Origin of the sequence: Acinetobacter sp. SK-43, assembly GCF_015351505.1 — a bacterium.
Classification (GTDB): domain Bacteria; phylum Pseudomonadota; class Gammaproteobacteria; order Pseudomonadales; family Moraxellaceae; genus Acinetobacter; species Acinetobacter junii.
In genome coordinates this window covers 156,096-176,290 of sequence record NZ_JADKPY010000080.1, presented here as the reverse complement: position 1 = coordinate 176,290, position 20,195 = coordinate 156,096, and the positions used below count along the sequence as shown (strand labels likewise).

The 20,195-nt window shown below is 39.6% G+C and carries 21 protein-coding genes; 5 read left to right on the top strand and 16 right to left on the bottom strand.

Going from position 1 to position 20,195, the window contains the following annotated elements:
• The 16 genes from IRT38_RS15720 to IRT38_RS15645 form a co-directional block, all read right to left on the bottom strand.
• Positions 1-462 (bottom strand): phage tail protein (locus IRT38_RS15720; protein WP_194598202.1); only part of this gene is annotated, 462 nt, incomplete at its 3' end.
• 9 nt (positions 463-471) lie between these two features.
• The gene (locus tag IRT38_RS15715; protein ID WP_194598201.1) at positions 472-2,718 is read right to left on the bottom strand and encodes a GDSL-type esterase/lipase family protein; all 2,247 of its coding nucleotides are present in this window, start codon (positions 2,716-2,718) and stop codon (positions 472-474) included.
• Positions 2,718-3,317 (bottom strand): phage tail protein I, encoded by a 600-nt coding sequence (locus IRT38_RS15710; RefSeq protein WP_194598200.1) that lies wholly within the window; start codon positions 3,315-3,317, stop codon positions 2,718-2,720. Before IRT38_RS15710 ends, IRT38_RS15715 begins: the two co-directional genes overlap by 1 nt.
• Positions 3,314-4,228, bottom strand: coding sequence for a baseplate J/gp47 family protein (locus IRT38_RS15705; RefSeq protein ID WP_194598199.1), 915 nt, complete (start codon positions 4,226-4,228; stop codon positions 3,314-3,316). The genes IRT38_RS15710 and IRT38_RS15705 overlap by 4 nt, the downstream gene beginning before the upstream one ends.
• Positions 4,229-4,239: 11 nt before the next feature.
• Positions 4,240-4,587, bottom strand: a complete 348-nt coding sequence (locus IRT38_RS15700) for a GPW/gp25 family protein (RefSeq protein ID WP_194598198.1) — start codon at positions 4,585-4,587, stop codon at positions 4,240-4,242.
• A complete protein-coding gene (locus IRT38_RS15695; RefSeq protein ID WP_194598197.1) occupies positions 4,584-5,234 on the bottom strand; it encodes a phage baseplate assembly protein V in 651 nt (216 codons plus the stop codon). The genes IRT38_RS15700 and IRT38_RS15695 overlap by 4 nt, the downstream gene beginning before the upstream one ends.
• A gap of 78 nt (positions 5,235-5,312) precedes the next feature.
• Entirely contained in the window at positions 5,313-5,762 is a 450-nt protein-coding gene (locus IRT38_RS15690; RefSeq protein WP_194598196.1) for a phage virion morphogenesis protein, read from the bottom strand.
• Entirely contained in the window at positions 5,759-6,286 is a 528-nt protein-coding gene (locus IRT38_RS15685; RefSeq protein WP_194598195.1) for a phage tail protein, read from the bottom strand. Before IRT38_RS15685 ends, IRT38_RS15690 begins: the two co-directional genes overlap by 4 nt.
• A complete protein-coding gene (locus IRT38_RS15680; RefSeq protein ID WP_194598194.1) occupies positions 6,283-7,140 on the bottom strand; it encodes an N-acetylmuramidase domain-containing protein in 858 nt (285 codons plus the stop codon). Before IRT38_RS15680 ends, IRT38_RS15685 begins: the two co-directional genes overlap by 4 nt.
• Positions 7,137-7,430 carry a phage holin family protein gene (locus IRT38_RS15675; RefSeq protein ID WP_194598193.1) on the bottom strand — a complete coding sequence of 98 codons (294 nt, stop codon included), beginning with the start codon at positions 7,428-7,430 and terminating at the stop codon, positions 7,137-7,139. Before IRT38_RS15675 ends, IRT38_RS15680 begins: the two co-directional genes overlap by 4 nt.
• Positions 7,427-7,819, bottom strand: a complete 393-nt coding sequence (locus tag IRT38_RS15670) for a putative holin (protein ID WP_002060577.1) — start codon at positions 7,817-7,819, stop codon at positions 7,427-7,429. Before IRT38_RS15670 ends, IRT38_RS15675 begins: the two co-directional genes overlap by 4 nt.
• 10 nt (positions 7,820-7,829) lie before the next feature.
• Positions 7,830-8,039, bottom strand: coding sequence for a tail protein X (locus tag IRT38_RS15665; protein WP_194598192.1), 210 nt, complete (start codon positions 8,037-8,039; stop codon positions 7,830-7,832).
• Entirely contained in the window at positions 8,040-8,504 is a 465-nt protein-coding gene (locus IRT38_RS15660) for a head completion/stabilization protein (protein ID WP_194598191.1), read from the bottom strand.
• Positions 8,505-8,607: 103 nt separating this feature from the next.
• On the bottom strand, positions 8,608-9,354 hold the full coding sequence (gene gpM / locus IRT38_RS15655; protein ID WP_004670239.1) for a phage terminase small subunit: 747 nt from the start codon (positions 9,352-9,354) through the stop codon (positions 8,608-8,610).
• A gap of 11 nt (positions 9,355-9,365) precedes the next feature.
• Positions 9,366-10,376, bottom strand: coding sequence for a phage major capsid protein, P2 family (locus IRT38_RS15650; RefSeq protein WP_137311828.1), 1,011 nt, complete (start codon positions 10,374-10,376; stop codon positions 9,366-9,368).
• Between the two features lie 47 nt (positions 10,377-10,423).
• Positions 10,424-11,257: a GPO family capsid scaffolding protein gene (locus IRT38_RS15645; protein ID WP_194598190.1), complete on the bottom strand. Its 834-nt coding sequence runs from the start codon at positions 11,255-11,257 to the stop codon at positions 10,424-10,426.
• A gap of 158 nt (positions 11,258-11,415) precedes the next feature.
• On the opposite strand from IRT38_RS15645, the gene IRT38_RS15640 reads away from it, so the two are divergent.
• From IRT38_RS15640 to glnE, 5 genes are all read left to right on the top strand, one after another.
• Positions 11,416-13,203, top strand: coding sequence for a terminase large subunit domain-containing protein (locus tag IRT38_RS15640; protein WP_409514098.1), 1,788 nt, complete (start codon positions 11,416-11,418; stop codon positions 13,201-13,203).
• Positions 13,203-14,198 (top strand): phage portal protein, encoded by a 996-nt coding sequence (locus tag IRT38_RS15635; protein ID WP_004996164.1) that lies wholly within the window; start codon positions 13,203-13,205, stop codon positions 14,196-14,198. Before IRT38_RS15640 ends, IRT38_RS15635 begins: the two co-directional genes overlap by 1 nt.
• Positions 14,198-14,704, top strand: coding sequence for a hypothetical protein (locus IRT38_RS15630; RefSeq protein WP_194598188.1), 507 nt, complete (start codon positions 14,198-14,200; stop codon positions 14,702-14,704). Before IRT38_RS15635 ends, IRT38_RS15630 begins: the two co-directional genes overlap by 1 nt.
• A gap of 1,396 nt (positions 14,705-16,100) precedes the next feature.
• Positions 16,101-17,372, top strand: coding sequence for a sensor histidine kinase (locus IRT38_RS15625; RefSeq protein ID WP_194598187.1), 1,272 nt, complete (start codon positions 16,101-16,103; stop codon positions 17,370-17,372).
• Between the two features lie 72 nt (positions 17,373-17,444).
• Entirely contained in the window at positions 17,445-20,192 is a 2,748-nt protein-coding gene (gene glnE, locus IRT38_RS15620; RefSeq protein WP_194598186.1) for a bifunctional [glutamate--ammonia ligase]-adenylyl-L-tyrosine phosphorylase/[glutamate--ammonia-ligase] adenylyltransferase, read from the top strand.
• Positions 20,193-20,195: the final 3 nt, after the last annotated feature.

Below are 20,195 nucleotides of genomic sequence, written 5' to 3'. Positions count from 1 at the left end.
CAGTGTATTCAGGATCCATTGATGTGTTGCGATAATCACATTCGGGTCGAAGTTCAATTCAAGTACTTCAGGGTTTGAAATCACAAATGGAATTCGATAAACCGAATCTTGTGTGACACCTTCTGCCAATGTTGGCTTGTGAACTTCAGGTGTATTTCCGACCAACACCATGTTTCCATTTCGATCAAATAAAGCAATTTCACGAACCACAAAGCCTTCAACAGTCACTGGAATAATCATTTCAGCAGTGTATTTGTTTTCGTTTTCCGGATCTTGATAAATACGGTTGATGGTTGCACGGTATCGTTCACGTACCAATTGAGTCATAGACTCAATTGGTTCAATTGAGTTGCCACCGCCATCACCCACTGCAAAGTGAGTGAGTTCGATAGTTCGCTGTTGGCTGACTGCTTGGGAGACGAGGGCAAGGCCAAGGGCTGTGTAGATTGTTTTATATGACATAATTATTCTCTAATAGTTCATTCTTTCAATGATATTACTAACAATTAAATTAGCTTGAACCTGCTGACCAGCGATATTCGGATGCAGTCCGTCTGACAAATAGCGACCGTTCGCTTGCCAAATTTCAAAATCTTTGATGATCCCACTTTCGTTCATACAATCAATAATGTTAAATCCGTAGCGTTTTGCTAACTTAACCATGAGATTATTTGCAGTATCACGATCAGTTGTTTCTACATCTGCACGTTGTAACTGTGTGCAATAAAAACAAACTGCGTTTGGAAAATTCTCTTTGATTTTATATAGCGCCCAGCGCATAGCTTCTGCTGTATACGTGCGATCAAGATCAGCAATCGCCTTACTCATCGCAGTGTCATACGTGCCGAGTTTAATATTTGCATCATTCGTTCCGCATGCCAGAACGATTACATCGGGATTTTCAGCATTTGTGATAGCTGTCTGCACTTGGTAGCTAATTTTCTGCCAGTCTGTTTGTGATGGACCTGTTTCTAAGAATGATGCTCCACTACGCGCATAATTCTTGAAACCTCCCATTTTCAACTGATCTTTTGCAAATTTAGGCCAATTACTTCGATATGTGCTGCTTGTGACATCCCCAGTATCAACATTGGACGTCTGAGTGATCGAATCACCAAACATTAAATACTTAGCTCCAAAAGCTCGCGATGCCTGAGCTGTTGATTGCGCAGGTATAGCGACTGGAATATTATTTAAAGTATTAAAACCACGTACATACGCTTCATAAGTTGTAACGTTTGTTCCACTTTCGAGCTGGATAATATTTAGGTCTGGTGTTGCTGTTGAACGTTGCTTAATGCTGAATTGAAATCCAGCAGCATCGACAGGCACAGCAATAGTTGCTTGAATCGCATTCTGAGCGATTGATGTCACTGATAAGACATTATTAGACGCATCAAGAAACCGGCAGTACCGTACTATCTCAGGGTTTGCAACAAGTCCAGAAATAGTGATATTTGACAATCCCTTGACACTGATGATGTCTGAAATAATAGATGATGTTTGAGCTTTGATTGACCCATCACTATATATTTCAAAGCCAGTTTGGACTCTACTCTTATCAAATAAATTTTTAGATCCAGCAACACTATTCATCTTTATGTCAGGTGAAAATAAAGCCATCCCATTTATATGAGTGGCTTCACCTGCGATAAAAGCAGTGTAAGCTGTTTTCTCTGATCCATACTCTATTTGAACATTAGATATATTAAGCGCATCACTAATGCGCTGCTTGACTGCGATTTGAAAAGTATGCGCATCGTCCGGAACATTAATCTTTCCTTCATTCACGCCTGATGCAAAATAACCAACTGAAACAACTTGGCCAGCCTTATCAAGAAATCTATAGTATCTATTGGCTGCATTTGACTGCAGACCGGAAACATACAAGCTACTTTTCCCAAAACAGTAGATCAAGCCACTCACTGCCCCTTGGGCATGATCTTGTAGTGCGCCATTTGAATAAATCTCTTTACCCGCTGTCACAGTAGATGAATCAAAAAGGTTTTTACTTGCTGAGAGTCGTTGCGGTTTTAAATAACTATTAAAATCAGCTTTGATTAATTCAACAATTTTATCAAATGAGTGAAAATACCCCCACGCTTGCCAAGCACCAGTGTCAGTACGCAGTCGCATGGCAAAAGTTTTTGTAACATTCCCCATGAATGCAATCTGAGTTAATACACTTCCTTGCGTTGGTAATACTAAGAGATGTCCCCACTGCGCATTTTGCTCAGGTTTATTTGTGCTGTTATTCCAGACAGTGCCGTTTAAAAACGAATGAAATCCATAACTAGTCAAATCATTAAAATCAGCTGCTACTGCATATGTTTTTTGTTTAAACATTGCGTTTGAATTTGAAAAAGATACTGATTTTTCATAGGGATCAAATTGACTTTTTTGCAAAATTGAACCATTCCAGCGGTTGTTACCAATTCCCCAAGAACCGGTACCAGTATTGTTTTCTTCATTAATAACAATGGAGCAGTTCAGTGGCAAAGTTACTTTTACAGCATTAAATTCGGCATAAGTTCCAAATTCAAAAACACCTTGAACAATTTCAGATTTGCTCGCCTTTTCTTGATTTAAAAATTCAGTACGGTCAGCAAGAGCTATGGCCTGTTCATTTAAGTTCCCATTGGTACCTCCACGTGCTAATTCGTGCGTTTCAAGTAAACGGACATCTGACCATTTTTTTTGACCTTGAATATTTGCCATTACATATCTACTCCATTCAATTTTTTTGTACCATCCAAAGCCCATGTGCCATCCAAATGCAGACCACCGGCAGACTTTACAAACTCCGATTCATGGCCAGCTTGGGTCATGGCATTGACTTGCAGATTTGATGGGCTTTCTAGTAAGACAGTGGTATCGACTAAGTGCGAACGTAGGTTTTTATAAGCACGAACCACTTTGAATAATTCTTTGTAATCTGTGACAGAAACGCTGTCTTGACTGGTTTGGATGTAGAGCTTGAATGTATATGGTTTGCCGACTGGCACCATGTTGAACCATTCTTGGACGATCACTGGAAAGCCTAACGAGTTCAAAGCAACTTCAAGTGATTCAACTGTGCCTTTAATCGAATGGTTATACAGTGACGTCTTAATCACTTGGCGTTTCTGTGCATCTGACCAACTTTTATTCCACACATCAACTGAACGTTCCCAAGCTAACCAGGGCAACACTTCAACTGGTGCAGTCAGTGGATCGTTAAAGCTGCGAATATTGATTTCAACATTTGAAACACGTGCAAATGCAGCTTCAAAATTCATTTCAAACTTGGTGGAGTTTGGGGGCAAGAGCTTATTCATACAGTTGCCCTCACAATATTGATGCCAGTGCAAAAAGCCACTTGACCAATGGATGTATCGATATTGCCTGCAGGTGAAATCAGGTTGACTCGACTAACACCAGGCTGATGCAATGCTTGATAAATTCCTGATAGAGAAATGCCGTCATTAAATGAGTGACTTTTTTTTGTATATTCTTGGGCTGCCTTATAGCAGCTGTCTAAGACAATATTTTCATCTGGACCTTCATCAATAAAGATCTCAGCATCAATGCTGTAATTTAAAATCGATGCTGAATAAATGATTGGCTTGTCTGTTAAAGGTCGTACTGACTTGGCATTTAATGCAGTACTTACAACATTGAGTAAATCTTCTGGTGCAGTACCATCACTTTCATTTGAAAGAACATAAATATTGCAAATGCCAGTTGGATTACCGGCTTCATCTAATGGGGCGTATGGGTAAATGTCTTTGACACGTGGGTCAGCATTTAAACCGTGAAAAATATATGATCCTTCACTGCCTGCGGTCGTTTGACCTTCAGGTGCAAGTTGCACACGTTTACGCAAAGAATCATTAGATTCTTTGACTTCAGGTGTATTTTCTGTGGCTGGGCTAATAATTCGACGTTGAAGATTTCGTTCAGCTGCTTTGTGATCAAGATCATTGTCTTTTGCAAATGCAAGCAGTACTGCCAAAGCCTGTTCATTAGATTCTTTACGGACCAACATTTCACGATAAGCAAAAGCTTCAGCAAGCTTCATTGCTGGATCTGACTCAAGATAACGTTGAAAATTTGGCTGAACTTCTTCCATGCGCTGATAAAAATCTTCAAGACCTTCTTTTAAAATGGTCTCAAAATCAATCTGACGCACCACATCAGGTGGATTCAGCTGTGATAAATCAATTGCGGTTAAATTTGAATTTGCCATTTGTTGATCACTTATAAAGTTGCACCAAGATCCAATGGGATTTTTAAAGATTGGTTTTGATTGTTTGAAGTCATGGTCAGATCTAAATCAAGAACATGACGACCACCTTCAGATTCATAGAGAGAAATTGAATTTGGCATGACACGTGGTTCCCACTGCAAAATGGCATTTGCTGTGGCAGCTTTAAGCTGTAATGCCGTAATTTCATTAAAGGGTGCATCAATCAGCTGTGGAATAAGCGAACCATATTCACGACGCATGACACGTGAGCCAATTGGCGTGGTCAAAATATCGTGGATAGATTGACGGATCTGATCTAATTCATCGGCAACCATTGTGCCTTGCTCACGTGACATCATGGAATTGGTCCTCCAGAAGTTCCAGAACCAGGTTGAACACCTGAGGTCTTATGATTTTTCAGGCTGATATCTCCAGCAGTGACATCATCTTCAGTGCTGAAATGACCGGTTGAATGACTGGATCCTTGCACAAGTTGACTGCCACCTACGGTGTGATTGCCACTAATGACTGTGCTGCCATTGGTGGTTTGATTACCGTTTAGGGTTAAATCACCATTAATAGTTGTATTTCCATTCACAATGACACCACCATCAGCAGTCAAAACAGCAGTACCGCCACTTGGTAAAATTGCAGACAGATGATGGGCTGATACGTCATAAGCGATGACACAACCGTCAGCAAACATGCGGATTTTTTGATTGAGATCATCAGAAGGTGCAGGGTGGTCGTCGTTATAAAAGCCGTACAAGACAAAACTAGTTGGACCGATTTCACCGCAGGGTGATACAACAACGCATTCTTCACCATCCGATGGCATATCCCATGTGGCATCTGCACCTGAACGTACATTCAGACAGCGAATTTCAGGCGTGTCGATATCGCCAAGATTAACAATGACTCGTGGAATAGGTTTAGACGGATTGATGGTCTTGATAGTTCCAAAACGAATTAGATTTTCAAGACGACGATTAAGGTCAGCACTCATGCCAACACTTTGCTTTATAGGTTTCTACATTTCAGCTGAGTAAAGTTGTATAAACCTATTTTCACAAGATGAAAGAATTTAAAGTTTGATATGTTTTAGGAATGAGTCTTCAACCAATTTAATGTCTTGTTCAGTAAAACCAAGTAATTCACGTTTTGGATAGACCACATCTGGTGCACCTTTTTCTGCACGATCTTTTAAACCTTCCTGGTGCACACGTGCAATTCTAGCGACACGACCGACAAAGCCAATTGCAATAGAATCAGCATTGCTGAGTACTTTTAAATTGCTCGTATTCTTTATTTTTGTGAACATTTTTCTTTTGATTTTGCCTTTTTGCTCACGTAGGCGTTTACGTCGTGGGGTATAACTAGATCCGTCAGGATTTTTCTGTTCAGAAATTCGCTTTCCTTGGCTTTTTCTTAAATCACGACCAATTTGTTTGGCAAGTCTTGTACGTTCACCCATCGACAGCCGTTCTAATAACGGCTGAAGATAATTGGCCAATTCAAGTACATTGCTGCTCATGGATTTTTACCTGGTGGCATAAACGCCATTGAATAACCTTCTTTTTCAGCTGTGGTCCATGATGCTAATTCATGACCGGATGAATCAGTCAGTATGACGTTTGTAGGTTTTTCAAATGGTGTGTATTGCGGTTCAGCCGGATAACTTAATTCAAGTTTTCCTTCGGCATTCTTTTTCACAATGACACGTTCAGTCAGTGGAATTTGAAAGTTGATATCGTATTTACTGTTATCAATTAATTCAGCTTCAAAGGTGATCGACTGTTTGCCTTTTTCATGGTTGGCCATGAGCTCAGATTGATGTTCTGCAATCCATGTGAACAGCACAACACCAATCACATCAATATCACCGGCATAATCTGTGATAATGACATCAAGCGTATATGACTGCTCAAAACTAAAACCGCCTGCCATCGTGCTTCGCAAGCTGCCTTGGTTTGCAAAAATTAGTAAGCGGTCCTGATCTGGGCTTAGAACAGGAATCGCTTTTAATAGATATTCTCTTAAATGATGTGGCTTTTTCATGCAGCTTTAGCACTCTTATAGTTTGGATCGAGGCGATTCATCACACGTAAAAACTTGCTGTCATAGCCTAATTTTTTATAATTTCGACCGTTATACAGTGTAAAAACCACATGCCAATTTTCTTGACGTAATGCATCGATCAACTTCCAATGCTTATCATCAACTTCACCAGACTTGTTTTCACAGTAACGAAGGAATGCTTCAAACTGCAGGCTTTCACTTTGTTCATGTTGAGCCACAAAATCTTGCACAGATTTATAGCCAAGGTCTTTCCAATTCTCACCCATCAGCTGAAAACGGCCCCAACTAGCAGATTGCAACGCACACGATTCATCAAGCTGTTTTGCTTGACTTAAACGTGTGTACTCAGCAGATCCACCGTGATAACCACCGGTTTTTGTATTCACAATATTCGGATGTTTGGCCATCAATGCATTGGCTTTGGTTTTGCCTAATTTCTGATTCAAATAGAAATACATGCGATGACGTTCAAATAAGATTTTCGGTTTACCATTTGGCAAATATCCTTCACCCAGCGTTTCAACTTCAGCAATGGCTTTGATTACGATGACAGGCACACCCAAACGTTTGGCACCTTCAACTAAATCACTTTCTTTTAAAAGTTTACTGGTGCATTCACCACGTAGGGCTTTTAGTGTGTAGTCACCGACCAGTCCATCGACTTTCAGATTTTTCATTTTCTGAAATTGAATCACTGCATATTCAGTATTTTCACCAAAATCGCCATCAATGGTGATTGGTTTTTTATTGCGTCCAGTAATGCCATTTTTAATCAGCAGTTTTTGCAATTCAGTGACGGCTGAACCTTTTGAACCTAATTTTAAAATGCTCATGGTGTGCTCCTTATCATTGAAACGACATTGCCTTTACTTCGAAAAATAAAGACCACTAAGAACACCGCGAGAATGGCATCCCAAATCGTGACCGGATCTTTAATGAAAATGATATGAATGCTTTGTGCAAGGAATGCACCGATCAGAACAACTGCAAATAGTCGAAACGAACATTTTTGCAGGTGCAAACGATCAAAACATAAAATACGGAATGCACATGCCACATAGCACAGCACGGCAACGATGGAAAAAATTGTTTGTGCCAATGGCGACAACAGGAGTTGCATCATTTTTTATTCTCCTTTCCAAAAGTGTTGGACAGGGCAGAAAAGAACTTTGAAGTGGTGTTGAATATCTCAGTCAATGTCGACTTATTCACCCATTTCATGACCTTCACCAAAACAGGCAAGGCAAACATGCTGGTAAAGCAAGCAATGACCGTGTGACTGTTCACACCAGTTCGGTTGGAAATTTCAGGGGCTAAGGCATAGCCCAAGGCAACGGACAACATGAGCGAAAAAATACGTTTTCCGTAGCTCAGTGACACTTGGGTGTATGCCAAAAATGCTGCACCAATTACTGCACCAAACAGTGCATCACCATTCACGAATGGAAGGAGTGATACCAAGCCGGCAGAAGCGGTAATTGCGACAGTCGTTGATGTGGTTGGTTCAGCCATATTTTTGTTCTCAGTCCCAAAGCTGAATGCTTTGCGTTTTATTTTGTTGTGTTTGAAGTTCTGGTAACTGAACCTTTGTCCCCATCGGGAGAAATGGACCAAATTCAGATAAGTGTGGATTGGCTTCAAGTACTGCTTCGACCACACCAGATGAGCGTCCATAGTTGCGCCAACAAATAGCGTCAACCGTGTCATCTTGAAGTGCATAAACAGTTTTCATTTAGACCAGCTCCACATTCAAACGACGAATTTTTTTTAAATCACGAATGGCAAAGCGCAGATCACGACGATAGTCATCAATGGTTGGTGTCAATTCATCAGCTTTTTGGCCACCATTATTTGTGGTGTCATAAGCGCGATATTGTTCATTCAGTTCAGCACCAACAGCTGCAGCAACGGCACGGAAATATAAAACTTCAGTAATCGGTTTTGTGGTGGTACCTGAAGTAATGGTTTTTGTGCTGAGTTCAGCAAGTGTGGCTGCTTTTGATGTGAGTGATTCAAGTTGATCATTCACTTCAATGATGGCTGATTCGATGGCAGGGATTAAACGCTCATTGGTGACACTACTATCAAAGCGCAATTTTTCACGAATGGCTTTTGAAGAAATTTCAGGAAAGAATTCTTCACTGGTGATGACAACTTCTTCATTGTTGCGGTTGCCGTTTGCAATTAGTCCGGTCATTGTCATTCTCAAATAGTTGAGGGGTGGAGAATTGAGTTTGTAATTACGCATAAAAATGTCATTACAGCGTCAATTCTGCCCCTCGGTTGGCGCGGGGCACTCGTTACGTCGGATGAAACATCAAGTTGCCTTGATCATCGACGACCTGTGAACCATCAGCATTCAGCATCGGTTCAGGTGAATTTTTTAATTGTTCTTTGTAAAGTTTTTCAGCCTTTTTCAGATCAGTTTTACCGCCACAGTTTTCATTTTTTGCAATCGCCATTTTGAGGAATGCAACGGCTTCAGATCCACGATCTAACTGCAGGAAAGTACGACCAATACCTAAATATAATTTGGCGCGAATCTGGTCATGCATATCGTAATCAGCAGTTAATTGAGTGGCTTTTTCAAGAACATCAAGTTTAAAGACTTGGCCATCTTGATAAGCTTTGTGTGCAGCATTACCAATTTCTTCAGCAACAATACTTGCAGTACTGCGACTAAATGAATCAGGCATTTTTAAGTTTTGTTCTAAAGCATATTCAGCAAGGCTTAGACCTTGATTGAATAGACCACAGTCAAAGCACCACAGCATGATGGTGGTAATGACTTCATCCTGTTCAACTTTTGCGCCTGACTGAACAATACCCAACACATAAGGCATGTGCTTTGGAATAAGTTCTTTTTTCGCTTCAGCACGTTTTTCTTGCGACTGAATTGAACGTAAAACATGAATATCGTTTTTGAGTTCGGTCAGTTGTAATTGGTAGACGCTTGCGTCTGGACGTACACCACCAAATTCATCAGCCTTGGCAGCTTCAATCGCTGCCTTGGCTTTCAGTAGGTGTCGTCGAGCTGGACTCAACATAATTCACCTATTTATAGAATTTCGATATTTTCCACGAAACCTACTTTTTCGTAGTTTTCGATGACATACGCATCATTTGAAGATTGATATTCTTCAACTTGATCCAGTGATGAGTTATCAACAATTTGACGACGCTTGCCAGTTTCTTGGAAGTAAATTGACAAGTTGTCTAGTGATGTCACCAGTAGTGCATCATCTGGGAAGAATGGAACACGAACTGCTGGTAAACCACCAATTTGTTTTTGGCTTACTAATACTTGGCCAGCCAAAGTATCAGTGTTGTCAGATGCATCATTCACCAATGGGAAGTTTTTATCATTCAGCAATTGACGACCACAGATCACCACCAGATCGGTATCATCTTGATGGATCTCACCAATCAAGTTGCTGACAACATCGACAACCAGTGCATCTAAGTTTTTATAATCACCTGCTGCACCGATTTTTACTTTTCCTGATGCTTCAACCACTTCAGGCATATAGCGTTCAGGTGCATTTGTACGGATTTTTTGCAACCAGCCAATATTCACATCTTGAAGAAGTGGATTCGCTTGGCGGTCAGTCTGTGCAGCAGCACTTGTACCATTCCAGCCGATCATGATCATGTCTAGAGCAATCGCACGGTCAACAAATTTTTTCCAGCGCGCATAGAAATCTGGGAATTTTGCCCACGCATCTAATTTTTCGTAACGAATAGCCACGTCAAAATCGGTTTTATGGCATTTGTATGGATTAGACTTTAATCCAGTTGGATCTACTGGTGTACGTTTAGTTCCACCTTTAGTGTTTGAACGACCTGCGATGGTTGAACCTTGAGTCAAGCCAATTGCTTCACCTTCCAGATCATCAACTGGCTGCATATTAATTTGTTGAAGAAAGGCTGAAGACTCTTGAAGTGCATCTACCATCTTCTGAGCAATAGAAGGATCGACATTAAATTTGTCAGACGCAACAGCAACACCGTTGGCAGTTGCGATACTTAGCATAAGTGCTGAGTACTTTAAACGAGTTGTATTTTTCATCTTTAATTTCCAGTTATTTTAAGTATTTGACTTAAAAGTTTTGAATTTTAGTAATCAACTTTTTCAGAGAAGTTGCCAGTGTTTTCAGGGGCAGGTGGTGTACCTGGATTTTCTTCGCCTTCTAATTTGGCTTTCAGATCAGTGAAGTCTTTTTCCAATTTAGAATGCTTGGTTTTAAGTTCCGAAAACTCAGTTTCGACCTTTTGCAACTTGGTCTGACTTTCACCAAAGGTTTTGGCAATCGCTTCAAGTGAGTCAGATACTTCTTTGAATTGGCCTTTATTTTTATTGTCTTGTTCTTCTTGTTGTGGCTTCAGCCAACCCAAAACTTTAGAAAACAGTCCTTTTGCTTCTGTCTCAGGATCAGGACTGTCTTCAAACTGGAGATCCACTTCTTCAGCAGCAGTAAATAAATTGTCTTTATGCTGCTTTTTAGACGTGAATGGGTTTGCTTCAGGATTCTTAGAAGCAAATTCCATAATTTGTGTACCTAACGAAGCAGGCGTATCAGTGAATGCGATACCGACCAAATAAGCTTCATTGGTGTCAGCAAAACTTGGATTTACTTCAATAGAATTGAAAAGTTTTTGTTTTTTACCGTGCAGTTCAATCAGATTGTCGAATGCTTCAAGTTGTGCATATAAGCACCATTTTTTTTGACCGTTAATGTCATCTTCTTGTGCTTTAAGTCCAAGTACTTTTGCATAATTTCCAAATTCAGAACTTGGAGAAATTCCACGAATATGCTCGATATTCGCTAAAGCAGTATAAGTATTTGGGTCATAATTCTTGGCCATTTGTTGAATCCAAGAAGCTTCAATGATGCGACCATCAGTCGTGGCACCAGCGACAGCAACTCGGTAAAATTTGGATTTCTTCATTTCTGAATCCTGTGTCTATGTCGATAGATAAAATCTATTTAAAGTAGTTAGCAGAATCGGAAGAACAGCCAGAACATTCAATCTAAGTGGGTTGTATAAACACTATTTCACAATATCAGTGCAATGAATAAAAACTGATGTGTTGGCTTAATGAGCCAATGGATAATGCACTTAATACCCCGAAAAACGTGACCTTTGATAAACGCCTTCTAGCAAAATTTTTGTATTGGATGGGGTGGCGAATCAGCTCGATTGCAGATCACATCGACGAACCTGATAAAAACGTTCATGCTTGGAAAACACGTGACGAGTGGGATAAAGATGCACCTGTTGGTCGAGTCGGTGAAGCTTTAACTGCTCAACTGATCAAACTGATTATTCTTGAGAAAAAAACACCTGGTGATTACAAAGAAATTGATTTGCTCATGCGTCAGCTGGAGCGCATGGCACGAATTGAAAAATATGCTGATGGTGGCAATGAAACCGATCTAAATCCAAAACTAAAAAATCGAAATGCTGGACCACGTAAGCCAAAACAACCAAATGCACTGACTGAAGAACAAGTCGAAAAACTTCTTGAAGACTTTGATGACGGTTTATTTGAATATCAAAAAGTTTGGTACCGTGCTCGTGAACAGCGAAATCGTGCCTTATTAAAATCTCGTCAGATTGGTGCGACTTTTTATTTTGCACGTGAAGCATTGATCAAAGCTGTCACCACTGGTCGAAATCAAATTTTCTTGTCGGCATCGAAAGCCCAGGCGCATGGCTTTAAAACTTACATCAAAAACTTTGTCATGCAATCAATTGAAGTGGATCTGCAAGGCGATCCGATTTCAATCACGCTTCCATGCGGTAATACTGTTCAGCTGATTTTCTTGGGTACCAATGCCAAAACAGCACAGTCATACCATGGCGACTTATATTTTGACGAATTCTTCTGGGTACATGGCTTTGCCACACTGAAAAAAGTGGCATCGGCAATGGCTGCCCAAAAACAGTACAAAAAAACCTATTTTTCTACACCATCCAGTAAAACGCATGAAGCATACGCATTCTGGACAGGTGATGCTTTCAATAAAGGGCGTACAAAAGAAAATCGAGTTGAGATCGACACCAGTCACGCAAATTTAAGAGACGGTGCTTTATGTGGCGACAAAATGTGGCGACATATTGTCAATATTCAAGATGCCGAACGCCAAGGCTGTGATCTATTCGATATTGATGAATTGATTGCGGAAAACAGTCCTGAAGAATTTGCCAATCTTTATATGTGTGAATTCGTTGATGATGGCCACAGTGTTTTTCCGCTGTCCATCATTCAGCCATGTATGGTCGATTCATGGGAAGTTTGGTCAAAAGATTTTAAGCCATTGGCATTGCGTCCATTTGGTAATAAACCAGTTTGGATTGGATACGATCCAGCAGAAAGTGGCGACAGTGCAGGGCTTGTGGTCATTGCACCACCTGAACCTGATTATCCTAAATTCCGACTGCTTGAACATCACCAGTTCAAAGGCATGGACTTTGCCAGCCAAGCGCAATACATCAAAAAATTAACGACCAAATATAACGTCAAATATATCGGATTGGATAAGTCCGGTATGGGTACTGGTGTGGCGCAATTGGTTCTTGATTTCTTCCCGAATCTAACGACCTTCAATTATAGCGTCGATGTCAAAACACAATTGGTCATGAAAGCCATGGACGTGATCAACAAAGGACGCTTTGAATTTGATGCTGGATCCACAGACGTGGCCATGTCGATTATGGCGATTCGTAAAACACTGACGGCTTCACAAAGACAAATGACATTTGAAGCATCACGTGCAGAAAACATTGGTCATGCTGATTTGGCTTTTGCCATTTTCCATGCCTTTGCAAATGAGCCTTTGACCCTTGATGACCAAACAAAATCTAAAAAATCCTCTATGGAGATTTACTAATGTCCGACAGCAAAGTGCAGGCATTTACCTTCGGTGATGCTGAACCGGTGATGAATGGCCGTGACTTATCACAGTTCTATGAAACATGGCTGTGTGGCAATTACTATGAACCACATATCAGTATGAACGCTTTGGCAAAATCCTTTAAGGCAATGCCATATTTGTCGACTGCAGTGTTTTATAAAAAGAATCAACTGGTGTCGTCATTCACACCAAATAAATTGATCAGTTCATCTGAGTTTGAACGCATTGCTTTTGATTACTTGGTATTTGGTAATGGCTATTTACAGCGGATCGATAATCGATTGAATGAGCCACATCACTATGATGGACTCATGGCCAAGTACACCAGACGCATGAAAAACTCGAATGAGTTTTTGCAGCTGCTGAATGGTTTTGAAGAACACATTTTTAAACCTGGTACCGTCTGTCACATCAAAGGCATTGATGTCGATCAAGAAATTTATGGAACGCCTGAATATATCGCTGCACTTCAATCTGTTTGGCTAAATGAATCAGCGACTTTATTCCGTCGCAAGTACTACAACAATGGATCTCATGCCGGCTTCATCTTATACATGACCGATTCAGGAATTGATGATGATGACGTGGAAGGTTTAAAACAAGCCATGAAAGATTCACGTGGTCCAGGTAACTTCCGCAATTTATTCCTTCATGCACCTGGTGGGAAAAAAGATGGTTTGCAACTGATTCCGATCAGTGAATTGGCTGCAAAAGATGAATTCTTAAATATTAAAAATGTCACACGTGATGACGTTCTTGCATCCCAACGTACACCGCCACAACTTCTCGGAATCATTCCATCCAATGCAGGTGGATTCGGATCTATCAGTGAAGCACGTGAAGCCTATTGGTATTCCGAAATTGTTCCACTTCAAAATTTATTCGCCAACACAGTAAACGAATGGGCAGGTGATCAGATCATCCGCTTCAAAGAGTTTCATCAACTTCAATTCAAACAGGAAAAACAATAATGAATATTGCTTTGGCAATTAAAAATTGGAAATTCATCGTGATGGCTGCCTTGGCCATCGCTTTGGCATTTTCAGTCACCAGCTGCACAAGTAAGTCACATCAAATTGATTTACTCGAATCACAAAAAACTTTAGCTGAAACACAACGTGATTTGCTTGCATCGCAACGTGCCAATGAAGTGCATGAAGTAGAGCAGGCATGGTCGCAAGAACTTTTGGAGTCAGAACGAAATGCAAATAAAAACTTACAAGTTGCGTTGGCTGCTGCCAGTGACAGTGCTTTGGCTGTTGACCGGTTGTCAAAGCAGATCAGTGATACAAACAAACGTTTGTCCTCAGGTACCCATGAAGCCATCGTTGAATATGGAAAGACCTGCAACTTCGTACTCAAAACAATGGCAGACCGTGGTGGAGCAATCTCAGCAGCAGCTGATGGACACGCAATTGATGCAGAACGATTAGACCAGGCATGGCCACAGCAGGTGAAGCCAGATAAACAAAACTAATCACAGTATTTACACGAAAATAAAAGTCCTCCATGTGTGAGGGCTTTTTTTTGGCCAAAGTTTCCAAAACCACAGAATCCGGTTCAAGCCGGGCGGTTGACCCCCCACCTCACCTGGACAGTAAATATGTCGAATACTCTACAAAAATTCAGACCTGCACTTTCATAGTGAGAGCAATGCTAAACATTGCATACAAGACTATAAAAAGTAGGAAAACTCTTTCTACAAATCTCTACATCTACCCATCAAAATTCTACAGATTGAAATTCAGACTTTTAAGGCTCAAAGAATTTAGTGGTCAAACAAATTATTAAAAATTCCAGAAAAAGGTAAACAAGTGAAAATACACATGGAAATATTATATTAAGTATTTGATATTAAATGTTATTTATTGGTTACCTTTATGGGGTAATCTTAGGTAATCAAGATATTGGTTTTTAAAATAAGTTGTTTTAAATCAATTATATAAAAGGTAATTGCTAATTACCTTTTTTTTAGGTAATTAATTACTCTTAGATTACCTTAAAATTACCTTTTTATTTTAGTTTAAATATCTATAAAAAACATATAAATAAGCTAACTTTTTGTTATCAAGTTACCTTTGTTACCATTTCCCGATACCAATGTAAAAATTTATAAAATCTTTAATTTTGCATCAGCGTCTATTCTAATTTGTTCATTTATTTAAATCACTATATATCGATCTTTTTCCGCTTTTTATCCGCCAATTTCATCTTCTTAGCATTGTTTTTTAAAGCTAGTACGAGTCCGACCCTCGGGACCAAGATTCAAAGACCCCAAGCTGGTATTAAAGGCTTGGGGTTTTTTAATGCCAAATCATTTTTAATTTAAAATTTTATTCCGACAATAAATATAAAAGAGGATTGAATGTTAGATTTAATATAAAAGTATGACTAATTTTTTTAACGATCTTGCAGCTCTTTGCTCGGTTAGATAAAGCAAAAATATTTACTCATAGATGGAAATTCTATAGAGAGCAGTGAGTAGCGATAACTGATTATATCGACAATTATTATGAATAAGACAAAGAGAAGATTGTAAAGGATTGTGCTGCTCAGGCTTTAGTGTGTTCTGAAAAGGTAAGCCATCTTGAAGTTAATTAGTTCATTAAAGAATACCCATAAAGTCTTTTTACTATGATCAGATGCGATAATAGAAATATATGATGATTTAAACATTCAACATGTAGCTAAAAATAAATCTTCGATACATAATTCAATACGTTTAAATTTCATGAAATTTCACGTTTTGTTGCGAATTGATCTAATCAAGAATTGCCTTTTATGTTAAAGTTTGTTAATAGTAGTGATAGTTTTCACATTTTTTCTTATTAAAACGTAAATAACCGAATAACGATAATATCCGAGAGGCAAGCATGGCTATTCAATTACTAGAATTACAGCAAGCCGACAAGTTAAGTGCTTGTAAAATTTCTCTTTCTTTGGGTCTCACTTCAGAGCAAAATTTGCTTGAACAGTTCTTACAATTCAATAAAACATTAATGCAAGTCGGTAAAGCTTTACTTATTTTTCATCAAGAGCCTTATTTTTGGCATCACTGTTCAGAAAAGTTGACTGCAATTGACGCTACAAAAGTCACGAAAAGTTTGAATACTCTATTTGTAAATAATGATTTTATTGATGAAGCTCATCCACATTATTCAAATTTACTTTCGTTTGTACATGCGTTGAAATCTAAAGCACAATCCCTTGTCGCTGTTCATCTGAGGCATCCAGATCAGACCTCTTTAGGTTATCTAATTTTGTTTGATGAAGCTGTCCGAGATTTTAGTGCAGTTCAAAAACAACTTTTACAAGACCATTGTAAAAGCTTTATGCAAAAACTTGAATTGAAACTCAATCACGATGAACTCAAAGAATTATACGAACAAGAGTCTGCATTAAATTTTAGTAAGACAAAATTCTTTTCTATTATTTCCCATGATTTACGCGCTCCCTTCCATGGTTTATTGGGTTTTTCAGAGATTTTGGCTAAAGAGCGCGATACATTGGATGAATCTAGTATCCAAAACATCGCTGACTATCTCTATGAGACGTCACAGTCGACTTACAACCTGTTGGAAAGTTTGTTGAATTGGGCAATGGCTGAAGGTGGGCGTTTTGTATATCACCCAATAAATTTTAAATTAAGACAAATTACCGATATCGTGACCGATATTTTAAAAACCTTAGCGTTGAAGAAAAATATCCAATTGATCAATGAAGTAGATGAGAGTCTTAAAATCTATGCAGATATGAATATGGTGACTTCTTTGATCCAAAACCTTGTTTCAAATGCATTGAAATTTACGGATACGGATGGCGCAGGAAAAGTTTATATTCAAGCCCAACCTCAGGGCGAATTCGTGGAAATACGAGTGAAAGATTCTGGTTTGGGAATGACCGAAGAACAGATACAGAATTTATTTCAACCACGTATGACAGTGAGTTTAAAGGGCACAGCTGGTGAAAAAGGTGCGGGTTTAGGGCTTTCTTTGTGTAAGCGTTTTGTTGAGCTGAACCATGGTGAAATCAGTGTGACATCTCAAGAAGGTGAGGGCACCGTCTTTAAAGTTCGCTTACCTGCTGAACGCCAACATGCTGAATTATCTACCGAACAACATAAATCGAAAGCGAAATTAGTCTAAAGTGATTTTAAAGATAACGATGTAACTGATATAACTACTAGAGATGACCTGACATCAGTTGAGCTTTTTTATATGAATGCGGAACAGCTACATAAAACCTTAGTTGCAAGCCAATATGCAGAACAAGTTTTAAATTTATACCAATCAGAATTAGAACAAGCCTATAGCAAAGATCAATTTTCAACCTCTTTATCTACCGAAACGATTCACCAAACCGTCCAGGAAACGGTTGCAGTTCAGACTGATGAGCAAGCATGGATGAAGGCATTGCGTATTTTGCGTGCTAAATTAATGTTTCGTTGGATTTGGCAAGATGCAAACCAATTAACTGATGTGGTGACACTGACTCGAGAGCTTTCTGATTTTGCTGATGCTTGTATCTGTGTTGCGAAAGATTTTGCACGTAAACCATTGATTGCTAAACACGGTGAACCAATCGGTTATTCAGGTCAGGTTCAGGATTTGATTGTCATTGGAATGGGGAAACTTGGTGCAAAAGAACTGAATTTATCCAGTGACATTGATCTGATTTTTGCTTTTGATGAACAAGGTGAGACTAATGGTCGTAAATGTATTGATGTTCAGCAATTCTGTATTTTGTGGGGACAGAAGTTAATTTATCTGTTAGATCATATCACTGCGGATGGTTTTGTTTTCCGTGTAGATATGCGTTTACGTCCGTGGGGTGACGGTTCAGCTTTAGCGATCAGTCATACAGGTTTGGAAAAATATTTGAGCCAGCATGGGCGTGAATGGGAACGTTATGCATGGATTAAAGCCCGTGTGATTACAGGTGGAAAAGAAGGCGAAGATTTGATGGATATGGCTCGTCCATTCGTCTTCCGGCGTTATGTTGATTATTCTGCATTCGCTGCGATGCGTGAAATGAAAGCCATGATTGAGCGAGAAGTTCTACGCCGTAATATCGAAGATGATATTAAATTAGGCGCTGGCGGAATACGTGAAATCGAGTTTATCGTGCAAGTTTTTCAGTTGATCTATGGTGGTTCCCGACGTGAGCTGCAAGATCGACAATGTTTAGTTAACTTGCATCATTTGGGTGATGCTGAATTATTAGATCAGCAAGCTGTTTTTGATCTTGAAGATGCTTATTTGTTTTTAAGACGAGTTGAACATGCAATTCAGGCATTAAATGATCAACAAACTCAATCTCTACCGTCTGAACCTGAATTGCGCCAACGTATGATAGATACCTTGGGTTTTAGTGATTGGAATTCTTTCTTAAATGTTCTGAATCAAAAAAGAGATAAAGTCAAAGTTCAGTTTAAACAACTCATTCAAGAGAAAGAGTTCTCTGCTCCCATAGATGATTCTGTAGAACTAGAACAACGTCTGAATGCAGTTCTGGATGATGATGCTAAAAACTTGATCCAAAATTTTTGGCATGGGCAAGCACTACGTAAAATTCCTGCGAGTGCTTTAGAACGGCTTAAGAAATTTTGGCCTCATCTAGTCGAAGCCATTTTACAATCAGATCAACCTCAAATGGCTTTATTACGATTAATGCCCTTGGTTGAGTCTGTATTACGACGAACTGTCTATTTAGTCATGTTGATGGAAAGTCGTGGTGCTTTGCAGCGTTTAGTAAAAATGGCGACAGTAAGCCCGTGGATCTGTGAAGAGTTAACGCAATACCCCGTCTTGTTGGATGAGTTTCTTTCGATGGACTTTGGGTTGCCGCAACGCAAAGATTTAGAAGATTCCTTACGCCAACAATTAATGCGCATTGAAATTGATCAGGTTGAAGATCAAATGCGAGTATTGAGATTGTTTAAAAAGAGCAACGTACTCGCTGTAGCTGCTAGTGATGTCTTGGCTGAAAGTCATTTAATGAAAGTCTCAGATGCATTAACAGATATTGCTGAAGTATGTGTCCAAGCGACTTTAAATTTAGCTTATCAAGCGATTGCGCAACGTCATGGTTACCCTGTCAACAGTCAGGGTCAACGATGTGGTTTGGATGCGCAAGCTTTTGCCGTAATTGGTTATGGCAAGCTAGGTGGTATCGAGTTAGGCTATGGTTCTGATTTGGATTTAGTATTTATTCATGACTTTCAAGAGCAAACAGAGACTGACGGACGTAAAGGGATCAGTGGTGCAGAGTTTGCGATCCGTGTTGCTCAGAAATTTATGTCCTTGATGACTACTCAAACACTTGATGGTCGAGTCTATGAAATTGATACCCGGTTAAGACCGTCTGGTGAAGCAGGGATGTTGGTGACGAGTCTGAAAGCTTATGAGCAGTATCAGCAAAAAAGTGCTTGGCTTTGGGAACATCAAGCGCTCGTTCGTGCACGTTCAATTGCAGGTGAAAAAAGTTTATGTGAGCAATTTGAACGGATACGCTGTCAAATCTTAACTCAAGTTCGTGATGAAAATCAGGTACGTGAAGAAGTGTTAAAAATGCGTCAGAAAATGAAAGATCATTTGGGTTCATCTTCTGAGCAAAAAAAACATGGGATTTTTCATTTAAAACAGGACTCAGGTGGTATCGTTGACATCGAATTTATGGCACAGTATGCAGTGCTTGCATGGAGTGGGACGAATACAGATCTCGCCCATTTTTCCGATAATGTAAGAATTCTAGAAGATGCTGCTAAAGCAGGCTGCTTATCCAGTGAAGATGCCACAGCATTAATACACGCTTATCTCCGTGAACGAGCTGAGAGCCACCGTTTAGCACTTGCAAATCAATCTATGCAAGTTAATGCTGCGGATTGGCACGATACCCGCGAGATCGTTTGCAAGTTATGGCAAAGGTTAATTGATCCAAGTGCAATAGCATTGGAAAGTGAATGATTG

Bases quoted from the DNA above. Each gene is read 5' to 3' on its own strand.
- IRT38_RS15715 (WP_194598201.1), bottom strand. From the start codon at position 2,718: ATGGCAAATATTCAAGGTCAAAAAAAATGGTCAGATGTCCGTTTACTT.
- IRT38_RS15710 (WP_194598200.1), bottom strand. From the start codon at position 3,317: ATGAATAAGCTCTTGCCCCCAAACTCCACCAAGTTTGAAATGAATTTT.
- IRT38_RS15705 (WP_194598199.1), bottom strand. From the start codon at position 4,228: ATGGCAAATTCAAATTTAACCGCAATTGATTTATCACAGCTGAATCCA.
- IRT38_RS15700 (WP_194598198.1), bottom strand. From the start codon at position 4,587: ATGATGTCACGTGAGCAAGGCACAATGGTTGCCGATGAATTAGATCAG.
- IRT38_RS15695 (WP_194598197.1), bottom strand. From the start codon at position 5,234: ATGAGTGCTGACCTTAATCGTCGTCTTGAAAATCTAATTCGTTTTGGA.
- IRT38_RS15690 (WP_194598196.1), bottom strand. From the start codon at position 5,762: ATGAGCAGCAATGTACTTGAATTGGCCAATTATCTTCAGCCGTTATTA.
- IRT38_RS15685 (WP_194598195.1), bottom strand. From the start codon at position 6,286: ATGAAAAAGCCACATCATTTAAGAGAATATCTATTAAAAGCGATTCCT.
- IRT38_RS15680 (WP_194598194.1), bottom strand. From the start codon at position 7,140: ATGAGCATTTTAAAATTAGGTTCAAAAGGTTCAGCCGTCACTGAATTG.
- IRT38_RS15675 (WP_194598193.1), bottom strand. From the start codon at position 7,430: ATGATGCAACTCCTGTTGTCGCCATTGGCACAAACAATTTTTTCCATC.
- IRT38_RS15670 (WP_002060577.1), bottom strand. From the start codon at position 7,819: ATGGCTGAACCAACCACATCAACGACTGTCGCAATTACCGCTTCTGCC.
- IRT38_RS15665 (WP_194598192.1), bottom strand. From the start codon at position 8,039: ATGAAAACTGTTTATGCACTTCAAGATGACACGGTTGACGCTATTTGT.
- IRT38_RS15660 (WP_194598191.1), bottom strand. From the start codon at position 8,504: ATGACCGGACTAATTGCAAACGGCAACCGCAACAATGAAGAAGTTGTC.
- gpM (WP_004670239.1), bottom strand. From the start codon at position 9,354: ATGTTGAGTCCAGCTCGACGACACCTACTGAAAGCCAAGGCAGCGATT.
- IRT38_RS15650 (WP_137311828.1), bottom strand. From the start codon at position 10,376: ATGAAAAATACAACTCGTTTAAAGTACTCAGCACTTATGCTAAGTATC.
- IRT38_RS15645 (WP_194598190.1), bottom strand. From the start codon at position 11,257: ATGAAGAAATCCAAATTTTACCGAGTTGCTGTCGCTGGTGCCACGACT.
- IRT38_RS15640 (WP_409514098.1), top strand. From the start codon at position 11,416: ATGGATAATGCACTTAATACCCCGAAAAACGTGACCTTTGATAAACGC.
- IRT38_RS15635 (WP_004996164.1), top strand. From the start codon at position 13,203: ATGTCCGACAGCAAAGTGCAGGCATTTACCTTCGGTGATGCTGAACCG.
- IRT38_RS15630 (WP_194598188.1), top strand. From the start codon at position 14,198: ATGAATATTGCTTTGGCAATTAAAAATTGGAAATTCATCGTGATGGCT.
- IRT38_RS15625 (WP_194598187.1), top strand. From the start codon at position 16,101: ATGGCTATTCAATTACTAGAATTACAGCAAGCCGACAAGTTAAGTGCT.
- glnE (WP_194598186.1), top strand. From the start codon at position 17,445: ATGAATGCGGAACAGCTACATAAAACCTTAGTTGCAAGCCAATATGCA.